The sequence below is a fragment of the Marinobacter sp. AL4B genome (genome assembly GCF_019916045.1).
GTDB lineage: Bacteria > Pseudomonadota > Gammaproteobacteria > Pseudomonadales > Oleiphilaceae > Marinobacter.
On record NZ_JAILWZ010000011.1, the window covers coordinates 559,142 to 581,372 of the forward strand.

Consider the following 22,231-nt stretch of genomic DNA (forward strand, 5'->3'; position numbering starts at 1 on the left):
AACCTCTGACTTACAATTCCTGAACGCTTAGCCCCAGCTTTTCCGCCACGCCTCGATTATCCGGGCTGGTGATCACCGCTACACTGGCATCTTCCGGCTTCAGCCAGGTACCGGCCACCCGGCGCATTTCGTCCAGCGTCACGTTTAATACCCGCTCACGGAACCGGGCGCGCTGCTCGGGGGTACGACCAAACAGATTGTTGTGGAACGCATGTCGCGCCGCCCCCGCGGGAGAATGAGGCCGATCCAGCTGGCCAATCACGCCCAGAATAGCCTCTTCCAGCGCTTGCTCGTCGTGCTCTTCCGTGCATAACCAATTCAGCGCTGCATCAAAATCATCCAACGTTTCTGCAAAGCGCGGATCACGGTAGGAGAAGAAACGGAACACACCGTTCACACTGTCCTGCCCGGCGCCACCGCCGTAAGCACCGCCTTTCTCGCGAATCGCCCGATGCAGGTATCCGTTACGCAGGAACCCGCCCAGTACCGTCAAGGCGGCTGCATCTGGGTGGTCAACCGCTACCGTTGCGTAGGCTTTGGCGCAGAAATTGACCTGTGTAGACGTCAGCCAGGCTTCTTGAGTTTTGTAGCTCACCGGCTTCATCGACCAGTTGCCCTCAACCTGAGTCTCGCCACTTTGCCAGCAGGTTTTTACGTTATCCAGCATGGGAGCCAACTGCGCTTCTTCGCCAATCAACAGGAACTGACGCCCCTGCTTGCGAATCTTTTCGTGCAGAGCCGCAAGACTGTCACAGAACTGCGCCAACGCGGATTCGTCATTCAACGACTTATCAAGCTCCTTGGTACCTCGAATACCCGCAAGACCGCCCAACCGGAAACTCAACCAGGAACCCGAGCTCAAACCCTGAGCCGCCGCACCCATAGCCAGGCCATGGCCACTTCCAGTGACAGCCTGTTCCCGGCGCGCACGTACCTGAGCAATGATCTCCCGAAGGCGTTCTTTCTCGTCAAACCGCGCACCACTGTATACATCTTTGAGCAGCTGGGTCAGCTCGCCACTGTTGCGGGACAGAGCCTTACCACTAAAAATCAGATAGCCGGACATGGCCTGTACATCGTCAATCTGGCCCTTGGCGAGGAACGAAGCGCCAATGCCCCCTGATTCTGCTGAAATACGATCCTGCATTTGCAGATAATCCAGCTCCCCACAACCCACTTCGGAAATCAGCGTCGTGTAGTAAGGCAACAGCAACAGCTCGTCTTCACTCAACGCCGGTACAGGCAACACAATTTGCTGGTAAACCAACCCGTTGGTGCCGCGGGCATACAGAGTGGCTCCGGTTTCGGGATCGTATTTGCCTTCAGGCTCCGGCATCTGCAGGGGCACATCAGACAAGCCCACCTTGGGCAAAATTGAATCATCGTCTTTGCGAAGCTGCCGCTCTTCCAAGGCTTGCGCACGCTCTATAATCAGCTTCACTTCATCGTCGGTGAGGCTGGCCTTGCGCTTAGCCAGTGACTCTTTTAACGCTGCCTGATGTGCGCCTTCCAGCTTTTCATCCGGGCGCAGAGTCAAGGTAACACGATGCGGGTTTTCCAAAAGTTTGCGGCGAATAAGGCCTGGTACATACGCCGGATCTTTGATCTTTTCGCGCAGCGTCGCCAATACCGGCTCCAGGTCCAACAACTCAACCGGATCGCCCCCATGAACCATCGGCGAAATGGACTGCATGATCAACTGCAAACCATACGGGAAGCCGTCGCCGGCAATTTCGCGCTGGTGCAATTCCAACTGGTGAAGAATCGCTTCGAGCCGTTCCGGGCTGACACCTTCCTCAACCACTTTAACCAGTGTCTTTTCAACCAGAGATTCCAGATCCTCCCGGCGGCCGGGCTCACTGCCCTCAATGCCGCACACGAAGGTCATTTCACGGTTAGAATCTTCAAGCCCGCACATGGGTGACGGCGCATGGCCGATATCTGTGGTTTCCAGCGCCCGCATCATCGGTGAAGCACTGTTCTCAAACAGCACAGAAGCCAACAGCTGGGCTTCAAGGTTCTCTTGCAGGTCGAAGCTATGCCCCAACAACCACCCCAATACAATGTGAGTTTTAGCCTCTGTATCCTCACCCTCACTGACCGCGTAACCCTGCTCTACACGCATCGGGGAGAACATACGTTTTTCGTCGTGCACCGGCAGCTTGACTTCCTGACGCTCGAAACGCTTCAGCGCCAGCTCTTCGAACTTCTCGTGGTGTTCATGAGCAGGAATATTTCCGTAAGTGGCGAAAATGGCATTGCTCGGATGGTAATGATGACGATAAAAATTAACCAGATCGTCATAGCTCAGATCCACAATGTGGTCGGGCTCGCCGCCACTGTTGTAGTGATAGGTGGTGGTCTGGAACAAATGACTGGATAGGTTTTGCCACAACTGCGACGTCGGAGCGCTCATAGCGCCTTTCATTTCGTTATAAACCACACCCCGGTAGACCAGATCACTACTTGGGTCATCCGGCTTGTCGAATTCCAAACGATGCCCTTCTTGCGCAAAATCCAACGGATCCAGTTTGGAGAAAAACACTGAGTCCAAGTACACCGTTAACAGGTTATCGAAATCCTTCCGGTTCATGCTGGCAAAGGGGTAGGCCGTCCAGTCGCTACTGGTAAAAGCGTTCATAAACGTATTCAGAGAACGGCGAATCATCATAAAGAACGGATCGCGCACCGGAAAACGCTCACTGCCGCACAACGCCGTGTGCTCCAGAACGTGCGCCACTCCGCTGGAATCCATCGGGAAGGTACGAAGCGCTACAAAAAACACGTTTTCATCGTTATCCGCCGCCAAATGCAAATGACGCGCACCGGTCTTCTTGTGGCGATACTCCTCAACATCCAAATTGAGGGTGCTAATCCGGTGACTACGAATTTTCTCGAAAGCCGGATGGATTATGTTGTCTGTCGCTGCCGCCATTAAAACGATCCTATGCATTGAACAATTGAATAATTGGAGAATTACAGGGTAACACGTACTATCGGATATGATGTATCGAACAAACTCAACTAGGTAGCCTGCCGATCCATGACAGACGAAACCAATAAAACAAACATCATTGAGGCCCCCGAGGTAGCTGCCTGGTGGGCCGAACGTCGCCAATACCTAGAGCGCATTCGTAAAGTCCCCGAGATTCGCCACAAGTTTTGGCGTGAAGTCGGTGTATACCTACTCAGGCGCTTGCTCTGGTCTTACGGTTTTTTCCCGGTGTTTATTGCGTTCTGGTTTCCCTTCGTGATGGCCAGTTTCAATCCTGTCGTGCTGGCTACGGATATGATCCCAGTCCTGCAAAGTTTTATCGACTCCAACCCGGAGGAACAAGCCACTACCATTAGCACGCTCCTGATTGCCTGGTTCTCGATTGGTACTTTTTTCCTCGTGTTCGATTTTGTATTGACACCGTTCCGTTCGCCCTACCAATATGAAGCGGATGTGTACATGAAGTCCTGGGAACAGCTCAATCATGACCAGTTTTCGAACAAAATGTGATTTGGCCTGCATTCTGACCAACTTCAGACACTTTCTGTTACATAACGTTGCGGACAGTGGTTAATATGAACCCATAATAAAAGTATCCAGGAAGTTGGGATAAGAGGTTCTACCATGGTCGATTTCAGACCGCTGATGTTCGTCAATGTGCTTGCGCTGATGTTACTTGTAACAGCAGGCTTTGCCTCGGTGCAGCACGGCCCGATACTGGAAAGTAGCGGAAAACCATCCGTCGCCATGCAACAAGACACGCCGAGCTCACTGCCGCCGCCAACCGCCGTTCCCGAAGAATCCGCAATGCAGGCCCACGCCCCGGCTGCGCAGCCCGAAAAACTAGGCGAAGCTGTCATTGCGGAGCAGCCAGCTCCCGGCACTCAACCCTCTGAACCCATGATCACTGCCCAGGTATTCGAAGTTGAGCCACTTCCCGGCGACCTCGAAACGGTCGCATTTGCAGAGCCAGCTACAACCGGAAAGCTGATACTTCGCTCAAACGTTGTAGGTGATCAGGTCACCATCAATGGCGAAAACTACGGAGCTACGCGGCTTGATTTAGAACTGAACCCCGGCCGTTACGACATCACCATACAAAAGCCGGGGCATAAGCCTTGGGAAAACACTATTGCTCTTAAAGCTGGCCAGGAACTCACTCTGGTCGGCCAGCTCGAGCAGTACACCACAGTCAATTATTCCAATGGTCGCTGGGTGGGTGATGTCAAAACCGGAGACGGCAGCTGGATAAATGAAACGGGGCTGCGCTATGAAGGCCACTTCGTAAACGGTCTGTTTGACGGCACTGGCACCGCATGGCACCCAGACGGCAGCCGGTATGAAGGCGATTGGGTAAAAGGCCATCAACACGGTGAAGGCCAGTGGCGCGGGGCTGACAACGCTCAATACACTGGCCGCTTTGAACGCAACGAATTTCACGGCCAGGGTACGCTGACCAGAGCCAATGGTGACATACTTACGGGAAACTGGGTGCAAGGCAAAATGCAGGGATTGGGCTCTCTCACCACCGCGGACGGTCTCTTGTACGTGGGCAGCTTCCGGAATGGCGAGTTTCATGGTGAAGGCACGTTAACCTACCCGGATGGCCGATCCTACGAAGGCCAATTCTCGAACGGCACCTTTCACGGCCAAGGCTCAGAAATTTTTGCAGACGGCAAAAAGTACGATGGTCAATATATGGACGGCAAATTTCATGGTGCAGGACTGCTACGCAATCCTAACGGCAGCTCGATTGAAGCGACGTTCCGCCTCGGTGAACCCTATGGAAAGGTGCGCCTGACGACAGCGGCCGGCGAAGTCTTCACCGCCCGCACAACTGAGCCCGGCGTGTGCTATCGGGACAAAAGCTATAGGGCAACGCAATGTCCGCAACTGGAAGGCTGGTAGTAGAACCCCGGTCGCCACACCAACGAGTTTGCAGCAACAGGCTGAGGTAGTGAGATGGCAATCAAAAATGCTTTGCTGGTTGATGATTCCAAGGTTGCCAGGTTCGCCCTGAGCAAGATCCTTGAGGGGCGGAACATGGATGTAACCATGGCAAGCTCCGCCGAGGAAGCCTTGGAATTTCTGAGCAAAAATGCAGCCCCCGATGTGATATTCATGGATCATTTGATGCCGGGCATGAGTGGCGTCGAAGCTGCGAAGGCAATTAAGAGCAATCCAGACACCGCAGGTATTCCCATCATCATGTGTACTTCGAAGAAATCCTCTTCGTTCACGGATGAAGCGAAGAACTTCGGCATCTACAGCATTCTCACCAAGCCCCCCCAAAGCGAGGGGCTAACCATTATGCTGGAGCAGCTGGCAACAGACGTTGAGAGAGGAACGCTGCCCATACCTGAAAGCCTCTCGTCGCCTACAGCTGACGACGAAGATTCAATCACCCTCCCCACTTCAAGTGCAGCGGCAAGCTCCACTAGCACTGCAGATTCAAGCGCCGTACCCTTAACCGCCGACCTGATCGAACAAATTTCTCGCTCGGCCGTTAAGACACACGTGAACAATCGCTTGCACGAACTGCTTAACGACTTGTTCGACGAACAATACGTGCACGTAAAACGTATACTCGAAGACAACGAGAAAAAACAAGAAGCGCGGCTAGACGAACAGCTGAAAACGCTGACAGCGCTGGTAGAGGAACGTACTAAAAACCTTCGCGATGAAGTGGCGGCTGAGATTAACATGAACCTGAGTCGAGAATTGGCCATCTCGCGCAAAGAAATGGCAAAGAGCTCAGGCTTCACTTCAGACCACATGGCCGAACTAAAAGATCACATCACCAGCGTACAAACGATTGATACCGAGTTCTGGCAAACACTTCAGTCAGAAGCGGTTCAGCAAGCTCACGAAATTTCCCGTGAAACGGCCGAAGACATTGCCCAGCGAACCATCGACCTTTACGCTGCCCAACAAAAAGCCGCGCACTCCCGCATCTACACGTTGGGACTGGCTGTAAGTTTAGGCGTTTTCAGCGTTGGAATTGCGTGGCTCTCGGGCCTATTCGGCTAACGTCTGCTTTATTTGTTGCCAGTGTGCGGGAGTGTCGACATCCAGCTCCACTCCCGCAATCCGGACACGGCTCGCCTCGCGCTGATTCAGCACACGCCCTGCGCCCGCATCCCCCTTTAGCCCGAGCACTTCAGGCCAAAGCCGTCGGGGTATCCAAGCCGGCACGCCCACTCGCGGGCCATAATCCGCAGCCCACACTTTATCAGGCGCTTGCAAAACGCCTTGGCGAAGCCACAAAAGCCCCTGCTCGGCCAGCAAAGGTTGATCCCCAACCAGCACATAGACACCCTGCGCCCTTGGGCTCAACGAATTGATTCCTGCAGCCAAAGAAGCCGACATTCCTTCCTGCCAATCAGCACAATACACCCAGCGAGACGCAGACTGCACAGTCCGGTACCGAATCAAAGGATAGCGCGCTCCAACCACCACTGAGACACTACCAGACAACAACCTCGCTTGCTCGATAGCACGCCCTAGCAATGTACCCTGCCCGGGGATGTTAAGGACCTGCTTGGCTCGCCCCATACGGGCGCTGCGGCCTGCAGCCAACACCAATGCCGGAAACTGCTGATCGAGGTGAGCGCTGTTCGTGTCTATGATGCGGACTCCTGTTAGACATTCTCATTTGCAAACTGCTGAAGAGAACGATTTTTGCTAGAATCACGCCACCATGCAACCAATATAGTCAGGCCATTCATGAACCATCTTTTCGTCGACAACCTCACCGTAATTGACTTCGCATACCTGGACCCTACCCGAGGGTTGGTAGGCGAAAGCTGGATTGCCGACGTGGTCCTCGGTGGCGAGCTCGACGACCAAGGCATGGTCTTTGACTTCAGCAACGTTAAACGCACCATCAAGCGTGTTATTGACGAGCGAGTTGACCACCGATTAGTGATCCCCAGAGGCTATGAAGGCCTGCACTGGAATGAAGATCAGGCACACACCTTTCGCTGGGATCTGACAGACGGCAGCCACATAATCCACACGTCACCGGATGAAGCCGTTGTCTGGCTATCATCCGAGCACCTAGAGAAATCAGCTGTAGCTGCCTTGCTGGAAAAAGAGCTAAAAGCCGTACTACCCGGCAACGTCACCACCGTAGAGATCAACCTGCGAGAAGACATCATCGAAGGCCCTTACTACCACTATGTGCACGGCCTGAAAAAACACTTGGGCAACTGCCAGCGCATTGCACACGGCCATCGCTCTCCCATTCGCATTAATCGCAACGGCCAGCGCGACACTGGATTGGAGAAACGTTGGGCCAAGTTGTGGGAAGACATTTATGTAGGCACCGAAGAAGACGTTACCCGCCGGTTTGTAGGCGACGATGGTCAGCAATACATCAGCTTTGACTACGAAGCCAATCAGGGTGAATTTGCCCTTACCCTGCCAGAGCGCCGCGTTTACATGCTGGAAACCGATACCACGGTCGAGTTGATTGCAGCTCACATGGCCGACGTGTTGAAAGCAGAGTTCCCTTCAGACGAAATTCGCGTGAAGGCTTACGAAGGAGTTGGCAAGGGCGCTATAGCCGTGCGTTGATCCCCCGGGATTTTCCAACCCAAACCGATAGTTCCCAACCCGCCCACCATCTTGAGCTAAGCTGAAACAAACAGCTAATCAAAGGTGGGCACAACATGAAGCTCCGCTTCCTCGGTGGTACGGGCACCGTAACCGGTTCTCGGTATTTGCTTTCAGATGAAACACATCGGTTGCTGGTAGACTGCGGCATGTACCAAGGCGTAAAGAACCTGCGCCGGCGCAATTGGGCGCCATTTCCGGTAAAACCATCGACTATCAATGCCGTCGTACTTACCCACACTCACATTGACCACTCGGGCTACCTGCCAGCCTTAGTAAAGAATGGTTTCAAGGGCAAAATCTACTGCACTAAAGCCACCCACGAGCTTTGCAAAGTACTGCTTCCAGATGCAGGATTCCTGCAAGAAGAAGACGCTCGCTACGCTTTCAAAAAGAAATTCTCGAAACACGAAAAGCCCGAGCCACTGTTTACCGAGAAAGACGCTTACGAAGCGCTGAAGCATTTCGAATCGCTGCCTTACTACGAGACCTTCGAGCCCGTTAAAGGCTTTGAGGTATCGTTCACCCCAGCCGGTCATATATTGGGCTCAGCCTGCGTGCACGTTCACCACAAAGTAGCTGACCGTACGGTGGTGTTCAGTGGTGACGTGGGGCGGCAAGACGACATCATCATGCGCCCACCGGAGCCGCTCCAGCATGCGGATATCCTGGTGTGCGAATCTACTTACGGTGACCGCACCCACGGCGAATCTGATCCTGAAGGTGATCTTGAAGAAATCATAACCAAGACTGCCGGACGGGGCGGCATTACCCTTTTGCCCGCCTTTGCCGTTGGCCGCGCTCAAATGTTGCTCTACGTAATCCACAAACTGATGGAGGAGGGGCGCATTCCGCAAATGCCGGTGTACCTGAATAGCCCTATGGCCATCAAAGCCACGGAGAGCTTCTGCAGGTTCCACACAGAGCACAAGCTGAGCCGCGAACAGTGCACGATGATTGACCATAAAACTCTATTTGTTCGCACCGTCGACGAATCCATAGAGCTGGATGCCAAACGATATCCGTGTGTGATTGTGTCTGCCAGTGGTATGGCATCCGGCGGGCGAGTGCTACATCACCTGAAAACCCTGTTGCCCAATCCGCGCAACAGCATCGTCTTTGCCGGTTTTCAAGCGCCGGGCACGAGGGGCGATGCGCTCGTCAATGGCGCGGAATCCGTCAAAATCCACGGCGAATACTGGCCCGTAAAAGCGGATGTCCATTCGTTGGACTCCATGTCGGCCCACGGCGATTACACGGAAATACTCACCTGGCTGGAGCAAAGCAACCTAAAACCAGACAAAGTCTACGTGACCCACGGTGAATCTTTGGCCAGCGACATCATGCGCAAACGCATCACCGAAAGGTTCGGATGGCCCGCTGAGGTGCCTGAATTATTCGAAGAAGTGGAGATATGATGGGCGGCTATAATTAAGAGACTCCAGCTGCGCCCCTATCAGACACGTTCTTTCAGACACAAAAAAACCGCCCGAAGGCGGTTTTTTTGATGGCTTCCCGGTGGACTAAACCGTGAAGCCGTATTGGCGTCCCCTAGGGGGTTCGAACCCCTGTTGCCGCCGTGAAAGGGCGGAGTCCTAGGCCACTAGACGAAGGGGACTAGAAATTGGTGGAGCCAGGCGGGATCGAACCGCCGACCTCAACACTGCCAGTGTTGCGCTCTCCCAGCTGAGCTATGGCCCCTCAACGGATGCGTATATTAAGGATCCGCCCCTAGGCCGTCAACACCCAACACTGCTTTTTTTAAAGTTTTTTCGACATCCCTGTCGTCATCGCTCAATTAACAAACAAACCGCTCATCAAACGTCCAAAGCGGCGTATTCTTTCTCAACTTTCTTGGTTTCTTTCTTGGAAAAACCACCCAAAATATCCAATGCACTGCGCAAACGAGCACGAGTCATGTCTGGGCCCAACAGCGCCATTGAATCCATCACCGACCAAGAATTCGGTGTTCCGGCAATCGCGACGAAGATTGAGAACATAAAATCGCCCATCTTCAAATCCATCGCCTTCGCCAACGCTTTGATATCGGCAAAGATGGTGTCTTTACTCCAGTGGCGCTGAGCTTCCAAGCGCCACAAAGTGAACTGCAGTACACGCTTCACTTGCGCTTCTTCCAGCTTTTTATGCTCGAAGTCTTCCGCCTTCAGATCCAGCATACCGCTAAACATGAACTGCGCCATAGGGGCCACATCCGAAAATACCTCTGCCCTCCCCTTAATGTGGGGAATAAGAGCCTTCAGGGCATCCTCGTTGAACCACCAGTCGCGCAAGCGAGCCATAAACTGCTCGTCGCTCAGGTCGTCACGCACCCACTGGCCGTTCAACCAGCGCAGCTTCTCAACGTCAAATACCGGTCCGCCCAGCGATACACGTTGGATATCGAAGTTTTCAATCATCTCGTCCAACGAAAACTTCTCGCGCTCGTCCGGCATAGACCAGCCCATACGGCCCAAGTAGTTGGTCACCGCTTCCGGCATGAAGCCCATGCGCTCATAAAAGTTGATACTGGTCGGGTTCTTACGCTTGGACAGCTTGCTCTTGTCTGGGTTACGCAGCAGCGGCAAGTGGCACAACTCCGGCATATCCCAGCCAAAGTACTCGTACAGCAATTTATGCTTAGGCGCAGAGTTGATCCACTCTTCACCACGCAGCACGTGGGTGATTTCCATCAAGTGGTCATCCACGACGTTGGCCAGGTGGTACGTCGGCATACCATCCGACTTCAACAGAATCTGACAATCGACTTGCGCCCAATCAATCTCGATGGTGCCCCGAAGCATGTCCTGAATTTCGCACACACCTTCATCAGGCACCTTCATGCGAATCACATAGGATTCACCCGCGTCCAAACGACGCTTTACTTCTTCCTGAGACAGCTCAAGATCACCCTTGATGCCCGGGTTTTGGCCGTTCGCTTTACGTTCTTCACGAATAGCGTCCAACTCTTCGGGAGTACGGAAGCAATAAAAAGCATGACCTTCGGTAACCAGATCTTCAGCGTACTGAGCGTACATGTGCTTACGCTCAGACTGGCGATAGGGGCCGTGAGGGCCACCGACATCGGGACCTTCGTCCCAATTTAGCCCCAACCAGCGTAGAGCCTTGAGAATGTCCTGTTCAGATTCAGCCGTACTGCGCACCTGATCGGTATCTTCAATCCGCAAAATAAACTGGCCACCGTGCTGGCGCGCAAAGCACAGGTTAAACAAGGCCACGTATGCGGTACCAACGTGAGGGTCACCCGTGGGCGACGGAGCAATTCGAGTACGTACTGTCATGAAACCATCCTGAAAAATAAGTGGCCGATAAATAAGTTAGCCATTATAACGGGCCTGCCCCGGTTTCGCATGGTGCGGTTTTACGAACCGCCCTGCCAGGTGTTATATTATAACGTATCAAACATATTGCAGGATCCCACCATGAAATTCACCGAAACCAGCCTTGCTCTGGGCCTAACCACCCTAATTGCAGCCTCGCCCGCATTCGCCACCAACATCGTCGCTTCCATCAAACCAATTGAGCTCATTGTTAAAGCGGTTGCGGGTGACAACACGAACGTATCCACCATCGTGCCGCCGGGGTCCAGCCCGCATAATTACAGCATGAAACCCTCGCAACGCCGGGCACTGGAGCAGGCCGATGCGATTTTCTGGGTAGGGCCAGAGATGGAAACTTTCCTCAACCGTCTGCTTGGTGGCAAAGAGTTCGCAGGCAAAGTGGTGGCATTCACTGAAGCCACCTCAGAAGAACCGGAAGCTCACCACGAACACGAACACGAACACCATCATCATGATCACGGTGAAGGTGAAGACCCGCATTTATGGGTCGATCCAGGCATGGCACTTGAGATGGCCAAAACCATTCACGCCAAACTCAGCACTCTCGACAACATCAACACCGTTGACCTTGATGCTAATCTGGAACAGTTTGAGCAAAGCCTAGGCGCGACAGAACGGGGTATCAAAGCAAGTTTGAGCCAGCTCGATGGCACCAGCCTTTTCGCCTACCACAGCGCGTTGGAGCGGTTTGCCGAACACTATGAACTGGAATTGGCCGGCGTGCTCACCCTCAACCCCGAACTGTCGCCCGGTGCCCGACACATTGCAGAGGTGCAAAATAAACTGCGTGCAGCCAATCAGCCTTGCCTATTGACAGAGCCTCAGTTCAACCGCCAATGGTGGCGCTCTATCACTGAAGGCCTGAACGTGACGGTTAGCACCTGGGACCCGCTGGCAACTGACATTGCCTCAACCGCCAATGGCTATCTCGAGTTTCAGCAATCCATTGCCGATGCGGTACTCGAATGCTTACCAAAGTAAGCTAAGCATCAGCGGGATAGACACCATCGCCAACAAGGTCTGCCCGCTGATAATCCCTGCCATCAGAGGCGCGTCACCACCCAGTTGGCGGGCCAGAATATAAGCGGAAGTGGCCGTTGGCAAAGTCGCAAGCAGCACTGCTACCTGCACCAGCAACCCGTTCAACCCGAGCATCCAAGCCAAACCAACCGCCATCATCGGAAACGCAAGCAACTTCAACGCAGATGACACCAAGAAAGGAGCAGACGCACCGCGCAACGCACTCAGCTGCAAACCGGCCCCCACCGTCATCAAGCCCATAGGCAAAGCCAAATTACTTAGCGGCTCCAGCGTACCCGCCAGCAGTGGATGAAAACCAATTTCAAAGAAGCTCCACAAAACCCCCAACACCGAACCCACGATCAGTGGATTGGTGACAATTGCACGCGAGACCTGCTTCAAACTCACCTTGTCCTGGCCGGCTACCAGAGAAAACATCAAAATACATAGTAAGTTCAGCATCGGCACCATAATGGCAACCGCGATGGCTGTCAGCGATAAACCGTCATCGCCTAGCAGCATCCCGCCAGCGGCCAATCCAACATAGGAGTTGAATCGAATCGCCCCCTGATAGACCGACGAAAACACCGGCCCACTCCATCGCCAGAACAACTGAACAAGCGCCAGCGCCAACGTCATGGCCGCCAACATGAAGATAATCAACAATGCGGTATCGGCATAGGCCGATACCGGAAGCCGCGCCTGCCCCAATTTAAACACCAGCATGGCCGGGAACAAGATGTAGTAGGTGAAGCGTTCGGCCTGCGGCCAGAAATCACCACCGGGGAAATTAATCCGCCTGAGAACGTGCCCCAACATGATCAAAACAAACACCGGCACCAGCGCCTGAACGACTACCTGCATGCTATAAACCTTATAACCGTTGCCATTTTGCTCCCCTGGAGTTAGATTCAGGGTATTGCTTTCCAAAACGGCGTAATGTGAACAACGTGAACACCCCGATTTACGGCATTCATACACCCAATATCGCGCTGCGGTCTTCTTTCGAGAACACCGGCAGGGCTGTTATACGCCTCTGATTCCGCTGAATCCACTCTCCCCCTCTTTCGGATTCAGCGCTTAAACCACACTTATTATTTAGAATTTTTTCAGGAGATTCCTATGGCTGAATTACCTTCAATCGTAGTTGCAGAAGAAGATTACAACCGCTTGAGCACTTTGCTTGAACGTGTAGCAGGAAAGTCCGAAGTGGCTGACGGCCTTGAAGATGAACTCAGCCGCGCTGACCTAAAGCCGCTGAACGAAATGCCGGAAGGCGTAGTGACCATGAACTCGATCATCCAGTTTGTGGACGAAGACGCCAACAAAGAACACGAAATGATGCTGGTGTACCCGCACGAAGTGGGCGACAGCGCTCACAAAGTGTCCATTTTGGCCCCCGCTGGGGCGGCCATGCTGGGCCTAAGCATTGGCGACAGCATCGAGTGGCCCATGGCTGGCCGCAAGCCGATCCACCTGAAAGTGGTCAGCGTTACTCGAAACGCCTAATCAAAGAAGCCGCGCGAGGGGAAAACTCTGCGCGGCTTCTTTACACCCTGCTTCAGTCTTCGATGAACACCAGGCTCTCTTCGGAACCTGCCGCGTCCAAACGCCCTAACGGCTGCAGTTCCAATCCTTGCGCCCGCGCTGCAGCTTCAAACGCTTCACGACGATTTTCCGCCACGCTCACCATCAATCCGCCACTGGTTTGCGGATCACAGAACAGCAATTTATCCGCCTCGGTCATACCTGAAATGGCATTACCGAAAGCCGCCGCATTACGGTGCGTGCCACCGGGAATGCAATCTGCATCAATATAGGGCTGCAAATTAGGCAATGTCGGGATGGCCTTACGGCTAACCGTGGCCTTTACACCACTACCGCGGCAAATCTCCAGCAAGTGACCCGCCAGCCCGAAACCGGTGACATCGGTCATCGCGCTCACACCTTCGATCTGAGAGAACACCTCACCCACTTTATTCAGCGTCGACATATTCTCGACCGCAACCGCCAAATCGTCCGGCGAGACCTTCCCCTTCTTCGAAGCGCTGGTCAGAATACCTACGCCTAACGGCTTGGTCAGGTACAGAAGGTCGCCCGCTTTGGCTGTATCGTTACGAATAATACGATCGACACTCACGGTACCGGTAACCGCCAACCCAAAGATTGGCTCCGGGGAATCAATACTGTGTCCACCCGCCAACGCAATGCCCGCCTCAGCACACACTGCACGACCGCCATCAATCACCTTGGCAGCAACTTCGGGCTCCAGCTCGTTTACCGGCCAACCCAGAATCGCAATCGCCATCACTGGCTTACCGCCCATGGCATACACATCGCTGATCGCGTTTGCCGCGGCAATTCGCCCGAAATCGAACGGGTCGTCTACCACCGGCATAAAGAAATCTGTGGTACTGATAACGCCCACACCGTTGCCGATATCTGCAACCGCCGCATCGTCCCGGCTATCGTTACCTACCAACAATTTCGGGTCATGAAAGTCCGGCATATCCGTGTGAAGAATTCGATCAAGAACGTCTGGAGCAATCTTGCAGCCACAGCCAGCACCGTGGCTGAACTCGGTCAATTTGATAGACAAGGTTTCTTCCTTCTATACGTTACGGAGTGAGCTTGGTTTTTTGCTAGTATACCCAGATTCAACCAATTTACAGATCAGCACACTTTGCAGCCACCACACAGGAACGTCAATGAGTAATCCAGCCAGCAAGCCAGATCAGCAAGGCTCCGCCACTCGCATCATTCATAACCGGCGTCATCAGGACACCTTTGGTAGCCCCTACTCCCCAATTTACAACACCACCACTTACCGTTTCGAGAATACCGCCTCTCTGCTCGACATGATCGAAGGTCGACGCGAAGGCTACCTATACACTCGATGGGGCACCAACCCCAGCATTCAGGAGCTGGAACAAGGATTAGCCGATTTGGAGCTGGCTGAAGCCGCGCTCGCGTTTGCCTCTGGCATGGCAGCGATCTCCGCAACATTGCTCGCCCACGGCCGCAACGGCATTGTTTGTGTCGGTGACCTATACGGCGGCACCCAGGCTTTCCTGCTCGACCAGTGCCAAGAACTCGGCATTCCGGTTACCTTCTTGTTTCGAGAAGAACAACACCAGCTGGCCGATCACCTGAAGCAACCCGGCAAACTGGTGTACTTCGAAACGCCAGCAAACCCCAACATGGCCATTCTGGATATTCGCGCCATCGCCGAAACCGCTCACGAGCTTGGAGCGCTGGTTGCTGTAGACAACACCTTTGCCTGCCCCATTAATCAAAAGCCTTTGGAATTGGGTGCCGACCTGACACTGCACAGCGCCAGCAAGTATCTGGGCGGGCACAGCGACATTACGGCCGGGGCACTGATGACCTCTGCTGAGCTTGCCAAACCAGTAGCCGCCTGGCGCAAAAATCTGGGACAGCTCATTGCCCCAGAAACGGCCGCCCTGCTCTCACGAAGCCTTCGCACGCTGCCCGTCAGAATCCGCCAGCACAATGAAAATGCGATGGCCGTGGCCCAAGCCATGGAAGCCCACCCCAAAGTTATCAACGTGCTCTACCCTGGGCTGCCATCGTTTGAAGGCCACAACCTGGCCAGCAAACAGATGAGCGGTTTTGGCGGCATGCTCAGCATTGAAGTGGAAGGCGGCCAAGAAGCGGCAGCGCTGGTTGCAGACAGCCTCAAAGTGTTTCTACTGGCCACCAGCCTAGGCGGCGTTGAGAGCCTCGTCAGCCAGCCCAGCGCCACGAGCCATCACGGCATCAGCCGAGAGGAACGTCTGAAACGTGGGATCGGCGACGGCATGCTGCGTCTGTCGGTTGGCCTGGAAGATGCTGCAGATCTGATAGAGGATCTGACACAAGCGTTGGGCTGAAAATTTAGTGCGACTGCCTTTCAATCAACCAAAAGTCGCACTACATTATAAGTTACCTAATTGCTCACCCACGCAACCCAGTAAAGTAGACCCTTCACAGGATCCGAGGGGAACCATGATGCACGGAAGGAAATACCTCAGTGCCTGGATGCTGATAATCCTGTGCGTCACGACGCCCAGCCAAGCGACTGAATCTCAGAAAGAGCTCAAAATCGCTGCTATTATTGATGTGGCTATCACTGCTGCGACCACCGAATTTCTGCAGAAAGCCTACCAACGTTTAGGCGTTGGCATGAAAACACTCCAGACGCCGCCTCGCCGCGCCCTGATGATGGCAAACACAGGAATGTTGGATGGTGATTTGTTTCGCATTGAACAAGCCGCCTTCGACTACCCGAATCTTGTTCGCGTAGACTACCCATTACTGAAAGGTAAATTACATGCCGTAGTTCGGCCCGGTGAAGGCAATCTACTAAGCGCCCCATCCGCAAAACCCAAAACTGCCGCAATCCGGCTGGGTATCATCATTGCCGAACAAACAGCCAAAGCGATGGGCCTGCAGCCTGTGCAAGCCAACACCTACGAACAAGCCCGCGCACTACTAGAATCTGGCCGTGTAGACACAGCCTTCGTAGCCGACATTGAAGGTTTTGGCCCGCTTGCACTAGACAGCTGGCAAGAATTCGAAATACTTCCGGAGCCTGTCGCCACGTTTACACTGTTTCATTACCTGAACCGCCGTCATGAGGAATTAGCCAAAGCCTTACCCGCCATACTGGCTGATCTTGAAAAAGAAGGCATAAAAACCAAAATACTCAGCAGGTTCCGCAAGAAACAAAAAAAGTGGGACAGTAAAGAATATTCAACTGAAAGCTCCGACTCCGAACCGGACAACTCACCGTCACTGCTAAAACGCCTGCTATACTTTTTATAGCCCTGCTGATCAGCCCATCCTGTCTTATCCAAAACAGCCTATCAAGCTGACTGAGAGAAGCGTCCATGCTCCCCATCAAGAGCTATTACGCTTGGATTCTGACATCGCTTACCCAAGCTAAGTTGACCCAACAAGCTTCCCCAACCAAGCCGCCCCGCGCACCCCACTAGAATCCCCGTGCACTGCGCGCACAACGGGCGTGCCGCATTCGCCACCAAACACGTAGTTCGGTAGCCTTAGCGTCAACTCTTGGTAGATTTGCTCGGCATTACTCATGCCGCCGCCCAGTACGATGATGTCGGGGTCTAACACGTTGATAACAGCCGCCAAGCCACAGGTTAAGTGATCAAGGTAGCGGTTGAGTGTTGCAGACGCTGCTTTGTCGCCATCGCGGGCATTCTCGGTGATGGTTTTCGCGGGTAGGTTCTGGCCGTGCCGGAGTCGGTGAGTCAGTGATAATCCGGTGCCAGATAAGAAGGTTTCGTTACAGCCATAACGGCCGCAGAAACACGGGCGCTGGTCCAACTCGGTTTGCGGGGTCCACGCTAAGGGGTTGTGGCCCCACTCTCCCGCCACGCCGTTAGGGCCTGTGAGTATTCGGCCATTAATGCTAACTCCGGCACCGCATCCAGTGCCCAGTATGGCCGCAAAGACGACGTTATGGCCTTTGCCAGCCCCATCGGTTGCCTCAGAAAGTGCCAGGCAGTTGGCGTCATTAGTGACGGTTACCGGCCGTGCCAACAGGCTGCTCAAGTCGTCTTTCATCGGCTGGCCGTTGAGCCAGGTGGAGTTGCCGTTTTTTACATTGCCCGTGATACCGGAAATGCTTCCGGGGATGCCAATGCCCAAAGGCAAACCGCTCACACCGGCCTTTGATTCGGCTGCCAGCACCAGCGAGCGAATGGTTTCCAGGGTGGCGCGATAATCCCGGGCTGGCGTTGGCACTCGCTTCCGGAAGTGTTCGTTGCTTTGCCGATCCATCAGGATGACTTCGGTTTTGGTGCCACCCAAGTCGATACCCATCAGCCACTCGCTGTGCATGACACCCACCTTCCAAACCTGATGTCCCGAAAAGGAGATTCTATTTCTTTACCCACTGCCCCTCAATCAGCACAAATTGGCCACTGGGAGTCTTTTCTATCGCTTTCTTCCCAGCGACGGTTTCCACTTGGGTAACCGGGATCGCGTGTTTTTCGGCAATGCGGGTGTATTCATTGCGGCGGGCTTCGTTAATGGTTTCAACCACGTCTCGAGCATCGCCTGCTGCGTGCACAACGTCCAGATAACCGGTTGGAGTTTCACCCACCAAGCCTTGGCGCTTTGCAGAGTCCAACTTATCTTTAGCGTCATCCAAGCCCATGGCGAACGCTGGAATAGTGAGAACCATAGTCAATAACACGGCGCTCAGTTGTGTTAATTTTCTCATCGTTAACCTCCTTGCTCAGCTGTCGAAATTACCCAATTCTCTTCAGAAAAGGCCTTTGTCGCTGAACAGTTCATCCACGTCTTTATCCACTTTCACATAAATTTCGTGCTGAATCTTAACGTTCAGGTTGACGGTAATCGGTTCTTTGGGTGCGGCCATTTGCACCGTTGGCGTACAGGCGATTAACCCTATGGGTAACATCGCTGCCCATAGCATGGTGGTCGCCAACGGCCGGCGCAGCCGCGATACATTGATCATGGTGCTGCCTCCTGTTTGGTTTGCTTCAGTCGCTCTCGAACGCGTTCCGTTACAGCTTCATTCACCCGGCCACTCAGCTGCAGGCTGGTCAACAGGGCGGGGATATCCTCTTCTAGATTGAGGTTGAGCACGATGGGCTGTTCTCTGCGCTCACTTGCTTTTTGGCCTTCCAGCCTGAGGTCAAGTATCAACTTCCCATCAGTATCGTAGTCTATCGTGCTGTTGAGCACCTTATAGTGAAAGTTTTGCAAAGCTTCCACCACGGGCTCCATTTCTGGTCTGCTGCCCAGCATTGCTTTCAGGCGCTCAGCGGGTAGGCGTATCTTGCCTCCCGGAGGCTCCGCAGCCATTCGTCCCTCATCCACTTCGGCTCCTGCGCCGCCAACCAACACCGGAATGCGGCCCGTCAGGCTCCCAGTACCCGACAGGCCTTCAGCTGGATACAGCTCCAGTAATTTGGCCAGTGAAATGTCATACACATCAATAGGCAGCAGCCAAGGGTCGGAGGACAAGTCGATGCTGCGGGGAGCTATACGCAAGCGACCACCCAAAAAGTCGGCGTTAGCCTGCTGAATATTCAGAACGCCTGCGGTTAAGCCGCCCAACGGCGCTTGGTAGTCGGCCATTCCACGGAGAGGACCGATACCGATACCAGAGTTGATGTTGGCGATAGCTAGGTCGCTGGTGCGGGCCGTTAGTTCGTTGTCCTCTACGCTGATCCACAGTTGCCCACTCAGGTCAGTAACCGCCGTGGTGCCAACCAGCCCATTAACACTCTCCAACTCAAAGCGGCTATTTAAAGTCAGCGGGTTATCGGGCTCCATACGCACAGTCGTAATGGCGTTGACCTCACCGCTGGACACGTCCAAAAGTTCGGGCCAGTCCACAAGGGTGGCTGTCAGTACGTTTTGAATGCGCTCTCCACTCAGGCTTAAACCGATCCGCCCGGCCTGGAATTCCCCAGTTACGTTTCTTATCACAACGTTTGCGACCAGACCGGAGTCTGCGCGCACTTCGCCTTCAAGGTTCAGGTCCGCCAAGGTGCCATTTACCTTGCCCTTAAACTGCCAGCCCTGCGCTTTAAGTTGTGGGTGTTTGAGCTTCGCCACACGAATACGGACATTCCCGGAAACGGTGCTTCGCTCCGCCAAAGAACCGGTGCCAGAGAAATTTACGGCGAGATTCACGTCTGCCAGGTTTGCGTGAATACCCGTCATTAGCCAATCCCCCGACCGGGTATCCGGCAACGTTAGGTCCATTGCTCCCTGCTCTAGAATAAAGGACCAGTCGAAGGCGAAAGCGCGAAGAGGCAGCACTAATGCTGCTATCAAAAGGGCAAGAGAAGACCCGCGAGTCCATGGCGGGCAGAATGATGCTCTGCACACGCTGGCCCTGCGTGAAGGCATTTAAGCTTCCGGCAATTGTTGAGGCAATTTAAGAAGTTCTGCCAAAGGCACCGGTCTGGAAAAATAGAAGCCTTGCAGTATGTCACAGCGGCGGTTTACAAGATCGTTGCGTTGCCGTTCGGTTTCAATACCTTCTGCCACCACTTCCAAGCCAAGATGGTGAGCCATGGTGATAATGCCTTCCACAATCGCCGCATTCTCTCGGCCACTATCGATGTCCAGAACGAAGCTCCGATCTATCTTGATTTTGCTGATAGGCAACTGTCGCAAATAGCTCAGGCTTGAAAAGCCGGTTCCGAAATCGTCTATAGCCACTCTAACGCCAAGGTTTCGGATATTTTGAAGCAGCTCTATCGCTTTCTCAGAGCCCGCCATCATCAACCCTTCGGTAACTTCCAGCTCCAGCTTCTCGGGGTTCAGGCCGCTTTCATCAAGCGCTTGCTTTACTTCATCAAAGAATCCGTTGCGCCGAAAATGCACCGGCGAAATGTTAACCGCAACGGTAAGCGGTTCTTTTCGGCCTGCATTGATGCTCTCCAGATCTTGGCACGCGCGCCAGAGTACCCAGCGGTCAAGATCAATGATTTGCCCTGTACTCTCAGCCAAAGGTATAAAATCCCCGGGTGGTATCATGCCCCGTTCCGGGTGCCGCCAGCGCACAAGCGCTTCTAAAGATGTTATTTCTCCGGAAACCGCATCCACTAACGGCTGGTAATAAAGCACCAACTGGTCATGCTCTACCGCCTCAAGCAGCTCCCGTCTGAGTTCGATGTGTTCGCGTACCGTAGAATCAACATCGCCAATATACCACTCCCAAGTATTGCGCCCCTGGGCCTTGGCTTCGCGCACCGCCAAATGAGCATGCTGAATGAGTTCACTGGCATTTTTGGAGAATGCCTGCCCAAGGGCCACGCCAATGCTGGCGCTGACATGCAGAACATGTTCATCAATTACAAACGGCTTGGCCAATAGGCTTAACAAGCTTTCCACCAAAGGAAGCGCTTGTTCTACGCGACTTCGCTCGGTCAACAAGACACCAAATTCATCACCGGCGAATCGCGCAAGAAAATCTCCGGGCTCTAACTCATCTGCCAACCTGTTGGCTACTGCCTGCAGCAGGTGATCCCCTACTGCATGGCCCAAACCATCGTTGATGGAGGCAAAGCCATCTAGATTGATCAAGAAAACCGCCACATGCCCTTTGGCCAACGAAAGATCCTCGCTAAGCCGAGATTCGAAACCTACGCGATTGGGCAATCCCGTGAGCAGATCGTGAGTGCGCTGAAAATGCAGCTTTAGCTCACTTTCCCGTTGGCTGGTGATGTCTTTGGCAATGCCGTACACACCGACAACTTCGTTGTCTACGATGATCGGAAGGTTTGTCACTTCGATCAAATACTCGTCGCCACGGATGTTATAAGCACCCACTTCATAATATTGAGGGATGCCCTTGCGCGCCTGATCAAACGCCTGATGAGCCGTATCGTGGTCCTCGGCTTTGAGGAATTCATTGAAGTGCAAGCCAAGAATATGCTCTTCTGAAAACCCGGCGATGCTTTCAGAACCTCGGTTAGCCGCCACGAAACGGCCACTCAAATCTAGCTCGAAAACGGCATCCGGATGGTAATTGAACAAAGACTGATAGCGCTGGGACTGGATACGGAGCGCCCGCTGATCTTGCGTTCGGGCCAGAGCAAACGCCAATAACCCTGCCGCTCTCATGATCAACACCAATTGATCGTCTGTCGGTGTACAGGGTACTGGGTGGTAGGTGGAAAACGTGCCTAACAGGATATCGTTCGTCATCTTCACAGGGATAGACCAACAAGCTCTCAGGTTTTCCTGCAAGGCGCTTTCCCGATAGTTAACCCAATTAGGGTCATCCGAGATGTCCCGGGTAATAACCACTTGTTGAGCGTAAGCCGCTCTTCCGCACGAGGCTACGGAAGGTCCGATTTTCACGCGCTGCATGCCTCTCCGATAGGCCTCGGAAAGGCCCTCCCCGGCTACCAGGCTGATCGTGTCGTCGGTCGGGTCATATAGCATAAACGTCACGGTAGCGTCGGGCATTTCCCGCGCCACCATTTTTGTGACCTCCGCCAAAATAGCCATGAAAGGTTCATGACTGGCGATCATGTCTTGAATTTTTTGTTGATCCGCCAACTCGGCAAGGATGTGATTCATTCTTATGCCTTAAAGAGAATCATGATTACTTGAAGCTACCATTGATTTTAGAAGATTAGCAGCCAATTAACAGCCAACCATAGAAACCTTATGCAGACTTGCGCTTTCGCAATTTAGATTTGCTTAATTCCCGTTATGC

The 22,231-nt window shown here is 53.6% G+C and carries 19 protein-coding genes and 2 tRNA genes; 9 read left to right on the plus strand and 12 right to left on the minus strand.

Features of this window, described 5'->3' with window-relative positions; genetic code table 11:
• Nucleotides 1-10: 10 nt before the first annotated feature.
• A complete protein-coding gene (locus K5L82_RS06750) occupies nucleotides 11-2,935 on the minus strand; it encodes an insulinase family protein (RefSeq protein WP_223133612.1) in 2,925 nt (974 codons plus the stop codon).
• Nucleotides 2,936-3,043: 108 nt separating this feature from the next.
• Here K5L82_RS06750 and K5L82_RS06755 point away from each other — a divergent pair, with 108 nt between their 5' ends.
• The 3 genes from K5L82_RS06755 to K5L82_RS06765 all read left to right on the plus strand — a co-directional run bounded on the left by K5L82_RS06755 (nucleotide 3,044) and on the right by K5L82_RS06765 (nucleotide 6,025).
• The gene (locus K5L82_RS06755) at nucleotides 3,044-3,505 is read left to right on the plus strand and encodes a hypothetical protein (protein WP_133005903.1); all 462 of its coding nucleotides are present in this window, start codon (nucleotides 3,044-3,046) and stop codon (nucleotides 3,503-3,505) included.
• A 114-nt stretch (nucleotides 3,506-3,619) separates the two neighbouring features.
• Complete coding sequence (locus tag K5L82_RS06760; protein WP_223133613.1) at nucleotides 3,620-4,903, plus strand: PEGA domain-containing protein; 1,284 nt, start codon at nucleotides 3,620-3,622, stop codon at nucleotides 4,901-4,903.
• A gap of 54 nt (nucleotides 4,904-4,957) precedes the next feature.
• Complete coding sequence (locus tag K5L82_RS06765; protein WP_223133614.1) at nucleotides 4,958-6,025, plus strand: response regulator; 1,068 nt, start codon at nucleotides 4,958-4,960, stop codon at nucleotides 6,023-6,025.
• On the opposite strand, the gene K5L82_RS06770 is transcribed toward K5L82_RS06765, so the two are convergent.
• Entirely contained in the window at nucleotides 6,014-6,574 is a 561-nt protein-coding gene (locus tag K5L82_RS06770) for a nucleotidyltransferase family protein (protein ID WP_262492536.1), read from the minus strand. The two genes, K5L82_RS06765 and K5L82_RS06770, sit on opposite strands and share 12 nt — an antisense overlap.
• Nucleotides 6,575-6,721: 147 nt before the next feature.
• On the opposite strand from K5L82_RS06770, the gene K5L82_RS06775 reads away from it, so the two are divergent.
• Nucleotides 6,722-7,573 carry a 6-carboxytetrahydropterin synthase gene (locus K5L82_RS06775; RefSeq protein ID WP_223133615.1) on the plus strand — a complete coding sequence of 284 codons (852 nt, stop codon included), beginning with the start codon at nucleotides 6,722-6,724 and terminating at the stop codon, nucleotides 7,571-7,573.
• Nucleotides 7,574-7,668: 95 nt separating this feature from the next.
• On the plus strand, nucleotides 7,669-9,030 hold the full coding sequence (locus K5L82_RS06780) for an MBL fold metallo-hydrolase (protein WP_223133616.1): 1,362 nt from the start codon (nucleotides 7,669-7,671) through the stop codon (nucleotides 9,028-9,030).
• Nucleotides 9,031-9,154: 124 nt separating this feature from the next.
• Here K5L82_RS06780 and K5L82_RS06785 read toward each other — a convergent pair.
• The 3 genes from K5L82_RS06785 to gltX form a co-directional block, all read right to left on the minus strand.
• Nucleotides 9,155-9,230, minus strand: a tRNA-Glu gene (locus K5L82_RS06785).
• 7 nt (nucleotides 9,231-9,237) lie between these two features.
• Nucleotides 9,238-9,313: transfer RNA gene (locus K5L82_RS06790), tRNA-Ala, on the minus strand.
• Nucleotides 9,314-9,429: 116 nt separating this feature from the next.
• Entirely contained in the window at nucleotides 9,430-10,911 is a 1,482-nt protein-coding gene (gene gltX / locus K5L82_RS06795) for a glutamate--tRNA ligase (protein WP_133005908.1), read from the minus strand.
• A gap of 141 nt (nucleotides 10,912-11,052) precedes the next feature.
• Here gltX and K5L82_RS06800 point away from each other — a divergent pair, with 141 nt between their 5' ends.
• Nucleotides 11,053-11,952 carry a zinc ABC transporter substrate-binding protein gene (locus K5L82_RS06800; RefSeq protein WP_223133617.1) on the plus strand — a complete coding sequence of 300 codons (900 nt, stop codon included), beginning with the start codon at nucleotides 11,053-11,055 and terminating at the stop codon, nucleotides 11,950-11,952.
• On the opposite strand, the gene K5L82_RS06805 is transcribed toward K5L82_RS06800, so the two are convergent.
• Complete coding sequence (locus K5L82_RS06805) at nucleotides 11,941-12,855, minus strand: AEC family transporter (RefSeq protein ID WP_410505849.1); 915 nt, start codon at nucleotides 12,853-12,855, stop codon at nucleotides 11,941-11,943. The genes K5L82_RS06800 and K5L82_RS06805 overlap by 12 nt on opposite strands.
• Before the next feature lie 258 nt (nucleotides 12,856-13,113).
• Here K5L82_RS06805 and rnk point away from each other — a divergent pair, with 258 nt between their 5' ends.
• Nucleotides 13,114-13,500, plus strand: coding sequence for a nucleoside diphosphate kinase regulator (gene rnk / locus K5L82_RS06810; protein ID WP_133005911.1), 387 nt, complete (start codon nucleotides 13,114-13,116; stop codon nucleotides 13,498-13,500).
• A 52-nt stretch (nucleotides 13,501-13,552) separates the two neighbouring features.
• On the opposite strand, the gene selD is transcribed toward rnk, so the two are convergent.
• Nucleotides 13,553-14,590, minus strand: coding sequence for a selenide, water dikinase SelD (gene selD, locus K5L82_RS06815; protein ID WP_223133619.1), 1,038 nt, complete (start codon nucleotides 14,588-14,590; stop codon nucleotides 13,553-13,555).
• Between the two features lie 109 nt (nucleotides 14,591-14,699).
• Here selD and K5L82_RS06820 point away from each other — a divergent pair, with 109 nt between their 5' ends.
• Both K5L82_RS06820 and K5L82_RS06825 read left to right on the plus strand, forming a co-directional pair.
• Nucleotides 14,700-15,884: a trans-sulfuration enzyme family protein gene (locus K5L82_RS06820; RefSeq protein ID WP_223133620.1), complete on the plus strand. Its 1,185-nt coding sequence runs from the start codon at nucleotides 14,700-14,702 to the stop codon at nucleotides 15,882-15,884.
• A gap of 118 nt (nucleotides 15,885-16,002) precedes the next feature.
• The gene (locus K5L82_RS06825) at nucleotides 16,003-16,818 is read left to right on the plus strand and encodes a hypothetical protein (RefSeq protein WP_223133621.1); all 816 of its coding nucleotides are present in this window, start codon (nucleotides 16,003-16,005) and stop codon (nucleotides 16,816-16,818) included.
• A 117-nt stretch (nucleotides 16,819-16,935) separates the two neighbouring features.
• On the opposite strand, the gene K5L82_RS06830 is transcribed toward K5L82_RS06825, so the two are convergent.
• The 5 genes from K5L82_RS06830 to K5L82_RS06850 all read right to left on the minus strand — a co-directional run bounded on the left by K5L82_RS06830 (nucleotide 16,936) and on the right by K5L82_RS06850 (nucleotide 22,092).
• A complete protein-coding gene (locus K5L82_RS06830) occupies nucleotides 16,936-17,859 on the minus strand; it encodes an ROK family protein (RefSeq protein WP_223133622.1) in 924 nt (307 codons plus the stop codon).
• Nucleotides 17,860-17,899: 40 nt separating this feature from the next.
• Complete coding sequence (locus K5L82_RS06835) at nucleotides 17,900-18,244, minus strand: YdbL family protein (protein ID WP_223133623.1); 345 nt, start codon at nucleotides 18,242-18,244, stop codon at nucleotides 17,900-17,902.
• A gap of 42 nt (nucleotides 18,245-18,286) precedes the next feature.
• On the minus strand, nucleotides 18,287-18,460 hold the full coding sequence (locus K5L82_RS06840) for a YnbE family lipoprotein (RefSeq protein WP_133007574.1): 174 nt from the start codon (nucleotides 18,458-18,460) through the stop codon (nucleotides 18,287-18,289).
• A 38-nt stretch (nucleotides 18,461-18,498) separates the two neighbouring features.
• Nucleotides 18,499-19,761, minus strand: a complete 1,263-nt coding sequence (locus K5L82_RS06845) for a YdbH domain-containing protein (RefSeq protein ID WP_223133624.1) — start codon at nucleotides 19,759-19,761, stop codon at nucleotides 18,499-18,501.
• A gap of 147 nt (nucleotides 19,762-19,908) precedes the next feature.
• Nucleotides 19,909-22,092, minus strand: a complete 2,184-nt coding sequence (locus tag K5L82_RS06850; RefSeq protein WP_223133625.1) for an EAL domain-containing protein — start codon at nucleotides 22,090-22,092, stop codon at nucleotides 19,909-19,911.
• Nucleotides 22,093-22,231: the final 139 nt, after the last annotated feature.

Excerpts from the sequence above, each read along its gene's own strand:
- K5L82_RS06755 (WP_133005903.1), top strand. The coding sequence starts at position 3,044 with ATGACAGACGAAACCAATAAAACAAACATCATTGAGGCCCCCGAGGTA.
- K5L82_RS06800 (WP_223133617.1), top strand. The coding sequence starts at position 11,053 with ATGAAATTCACCGAAACCAGCCTTGCTCTGGGCCTAACCACCCTAATT.
- K5L82_RS06760 (WP_223133613.1), top strand. The coding sequence starts at position 3,620 with ATGGTCGATTTCAGACCGCTGATGTTCGTCAATGTGCTTGCGCTGATG.
- K5L82_RS06750 (WP_223133612.1), bottom strand. The coding sequence starts at position 2,935 with ATGGCGGCAGCGACAGACAACATAATCCATCCGGCTTTCGAGAAAATT.
- K5L82_RS06765 (WP_223133614.1), top strand. The coding sequence starts at position 4,958 with ATGGCAATCAAAAATGCTTTGCTGGTTGATGATTCCAAGGTTGCCAGG.
- K5L82_RS06840 (WP_133007574.1), bottom strand. The coding sequence starts at position 18,460 with ATGCTATGGGCAGCGATGTTACCCATAGGGTTAATCGCCTGTACGCCA.
- K5L82_RS06820 (WP_223133620.1), top strand. The coding sequence starts at position 14,700 with ATGAGTAATCCAGCCAGCAAGCCAGATCAGCAAGGCTCCGCCACTCGC.
- K5L82_RS06830 (WP_223133622.1), bottom strand. The coding sequence starts at position 17,859 with ATGCACAGCGAGTGGCTGATGGGTATCGACTTGGGTGGCACCAAAACC.
- K5L82_RS06825 (WP_223133621.1), top strand. The coding sequence starts at position 16,003 with ATGCACGGAAGGAAATACCTCAGTGCCTGGATGCTGATAATCCTGTGC.
- K5L82_RS06775 (WP_223133615.1), top strand. The coding sequence starts at position 6,722 with ATGAACCATCTTTTCGTCGACAACCTCACCGTAATTGACTTCGCATAC.
- K5L82_RS06845 (WP_223133624.1), bottom strand. The coding sequence starts at position 19,761 with ATGGACCTAACGTTGCCGGATACCCGGTCGGGGGATTGGCTAATGACG.
- rnk (WP_133005911.1), top strand. The coding sequence starts at position 13,114 with ATGGCTGAATTACCTTCAATCGTAGTTGCAGAAGAAGATTACAACCGC.
- K5L82_RS06835 (WP_223133623.1), bottom strand. The coding sequence starts at position 18,244 with ATGAGAAAATTAACACAACTGAGCGCCGTGTTATTGACTATGGTTCTC.
- gltX (WP_133005908.1), bottom strand. The coding sequence starts at position 10,911 with ATGACAGTACGTACTCGAATTGCTCCGTCGCCCACGGGTGACCCTCAC.
- K5L82_RS06780 (WP_223133616.1), top strand. The coding sequence starts at position 7,669 with ATGAAGCTCCGCTTCCTCGGTGGTACGGGCACCGTAACCGGTTCTCGG.
- K5L82_RS06850 (WP_223133625.1), bottom strand. The coding sequence starts at position 22,092 with ATGAATCACATCCTTGCCGAGTTGGCGGATCAACAAAAAATTCAAGAC.
- K5L82_RS06805 (WP_410505849.1), bottom strand. The coding sequence starts at position 12,855 with ATGCAGGTAGTCGTTCAGGCGCTGGTGCCGGTGTTTGTTTTGATCATG.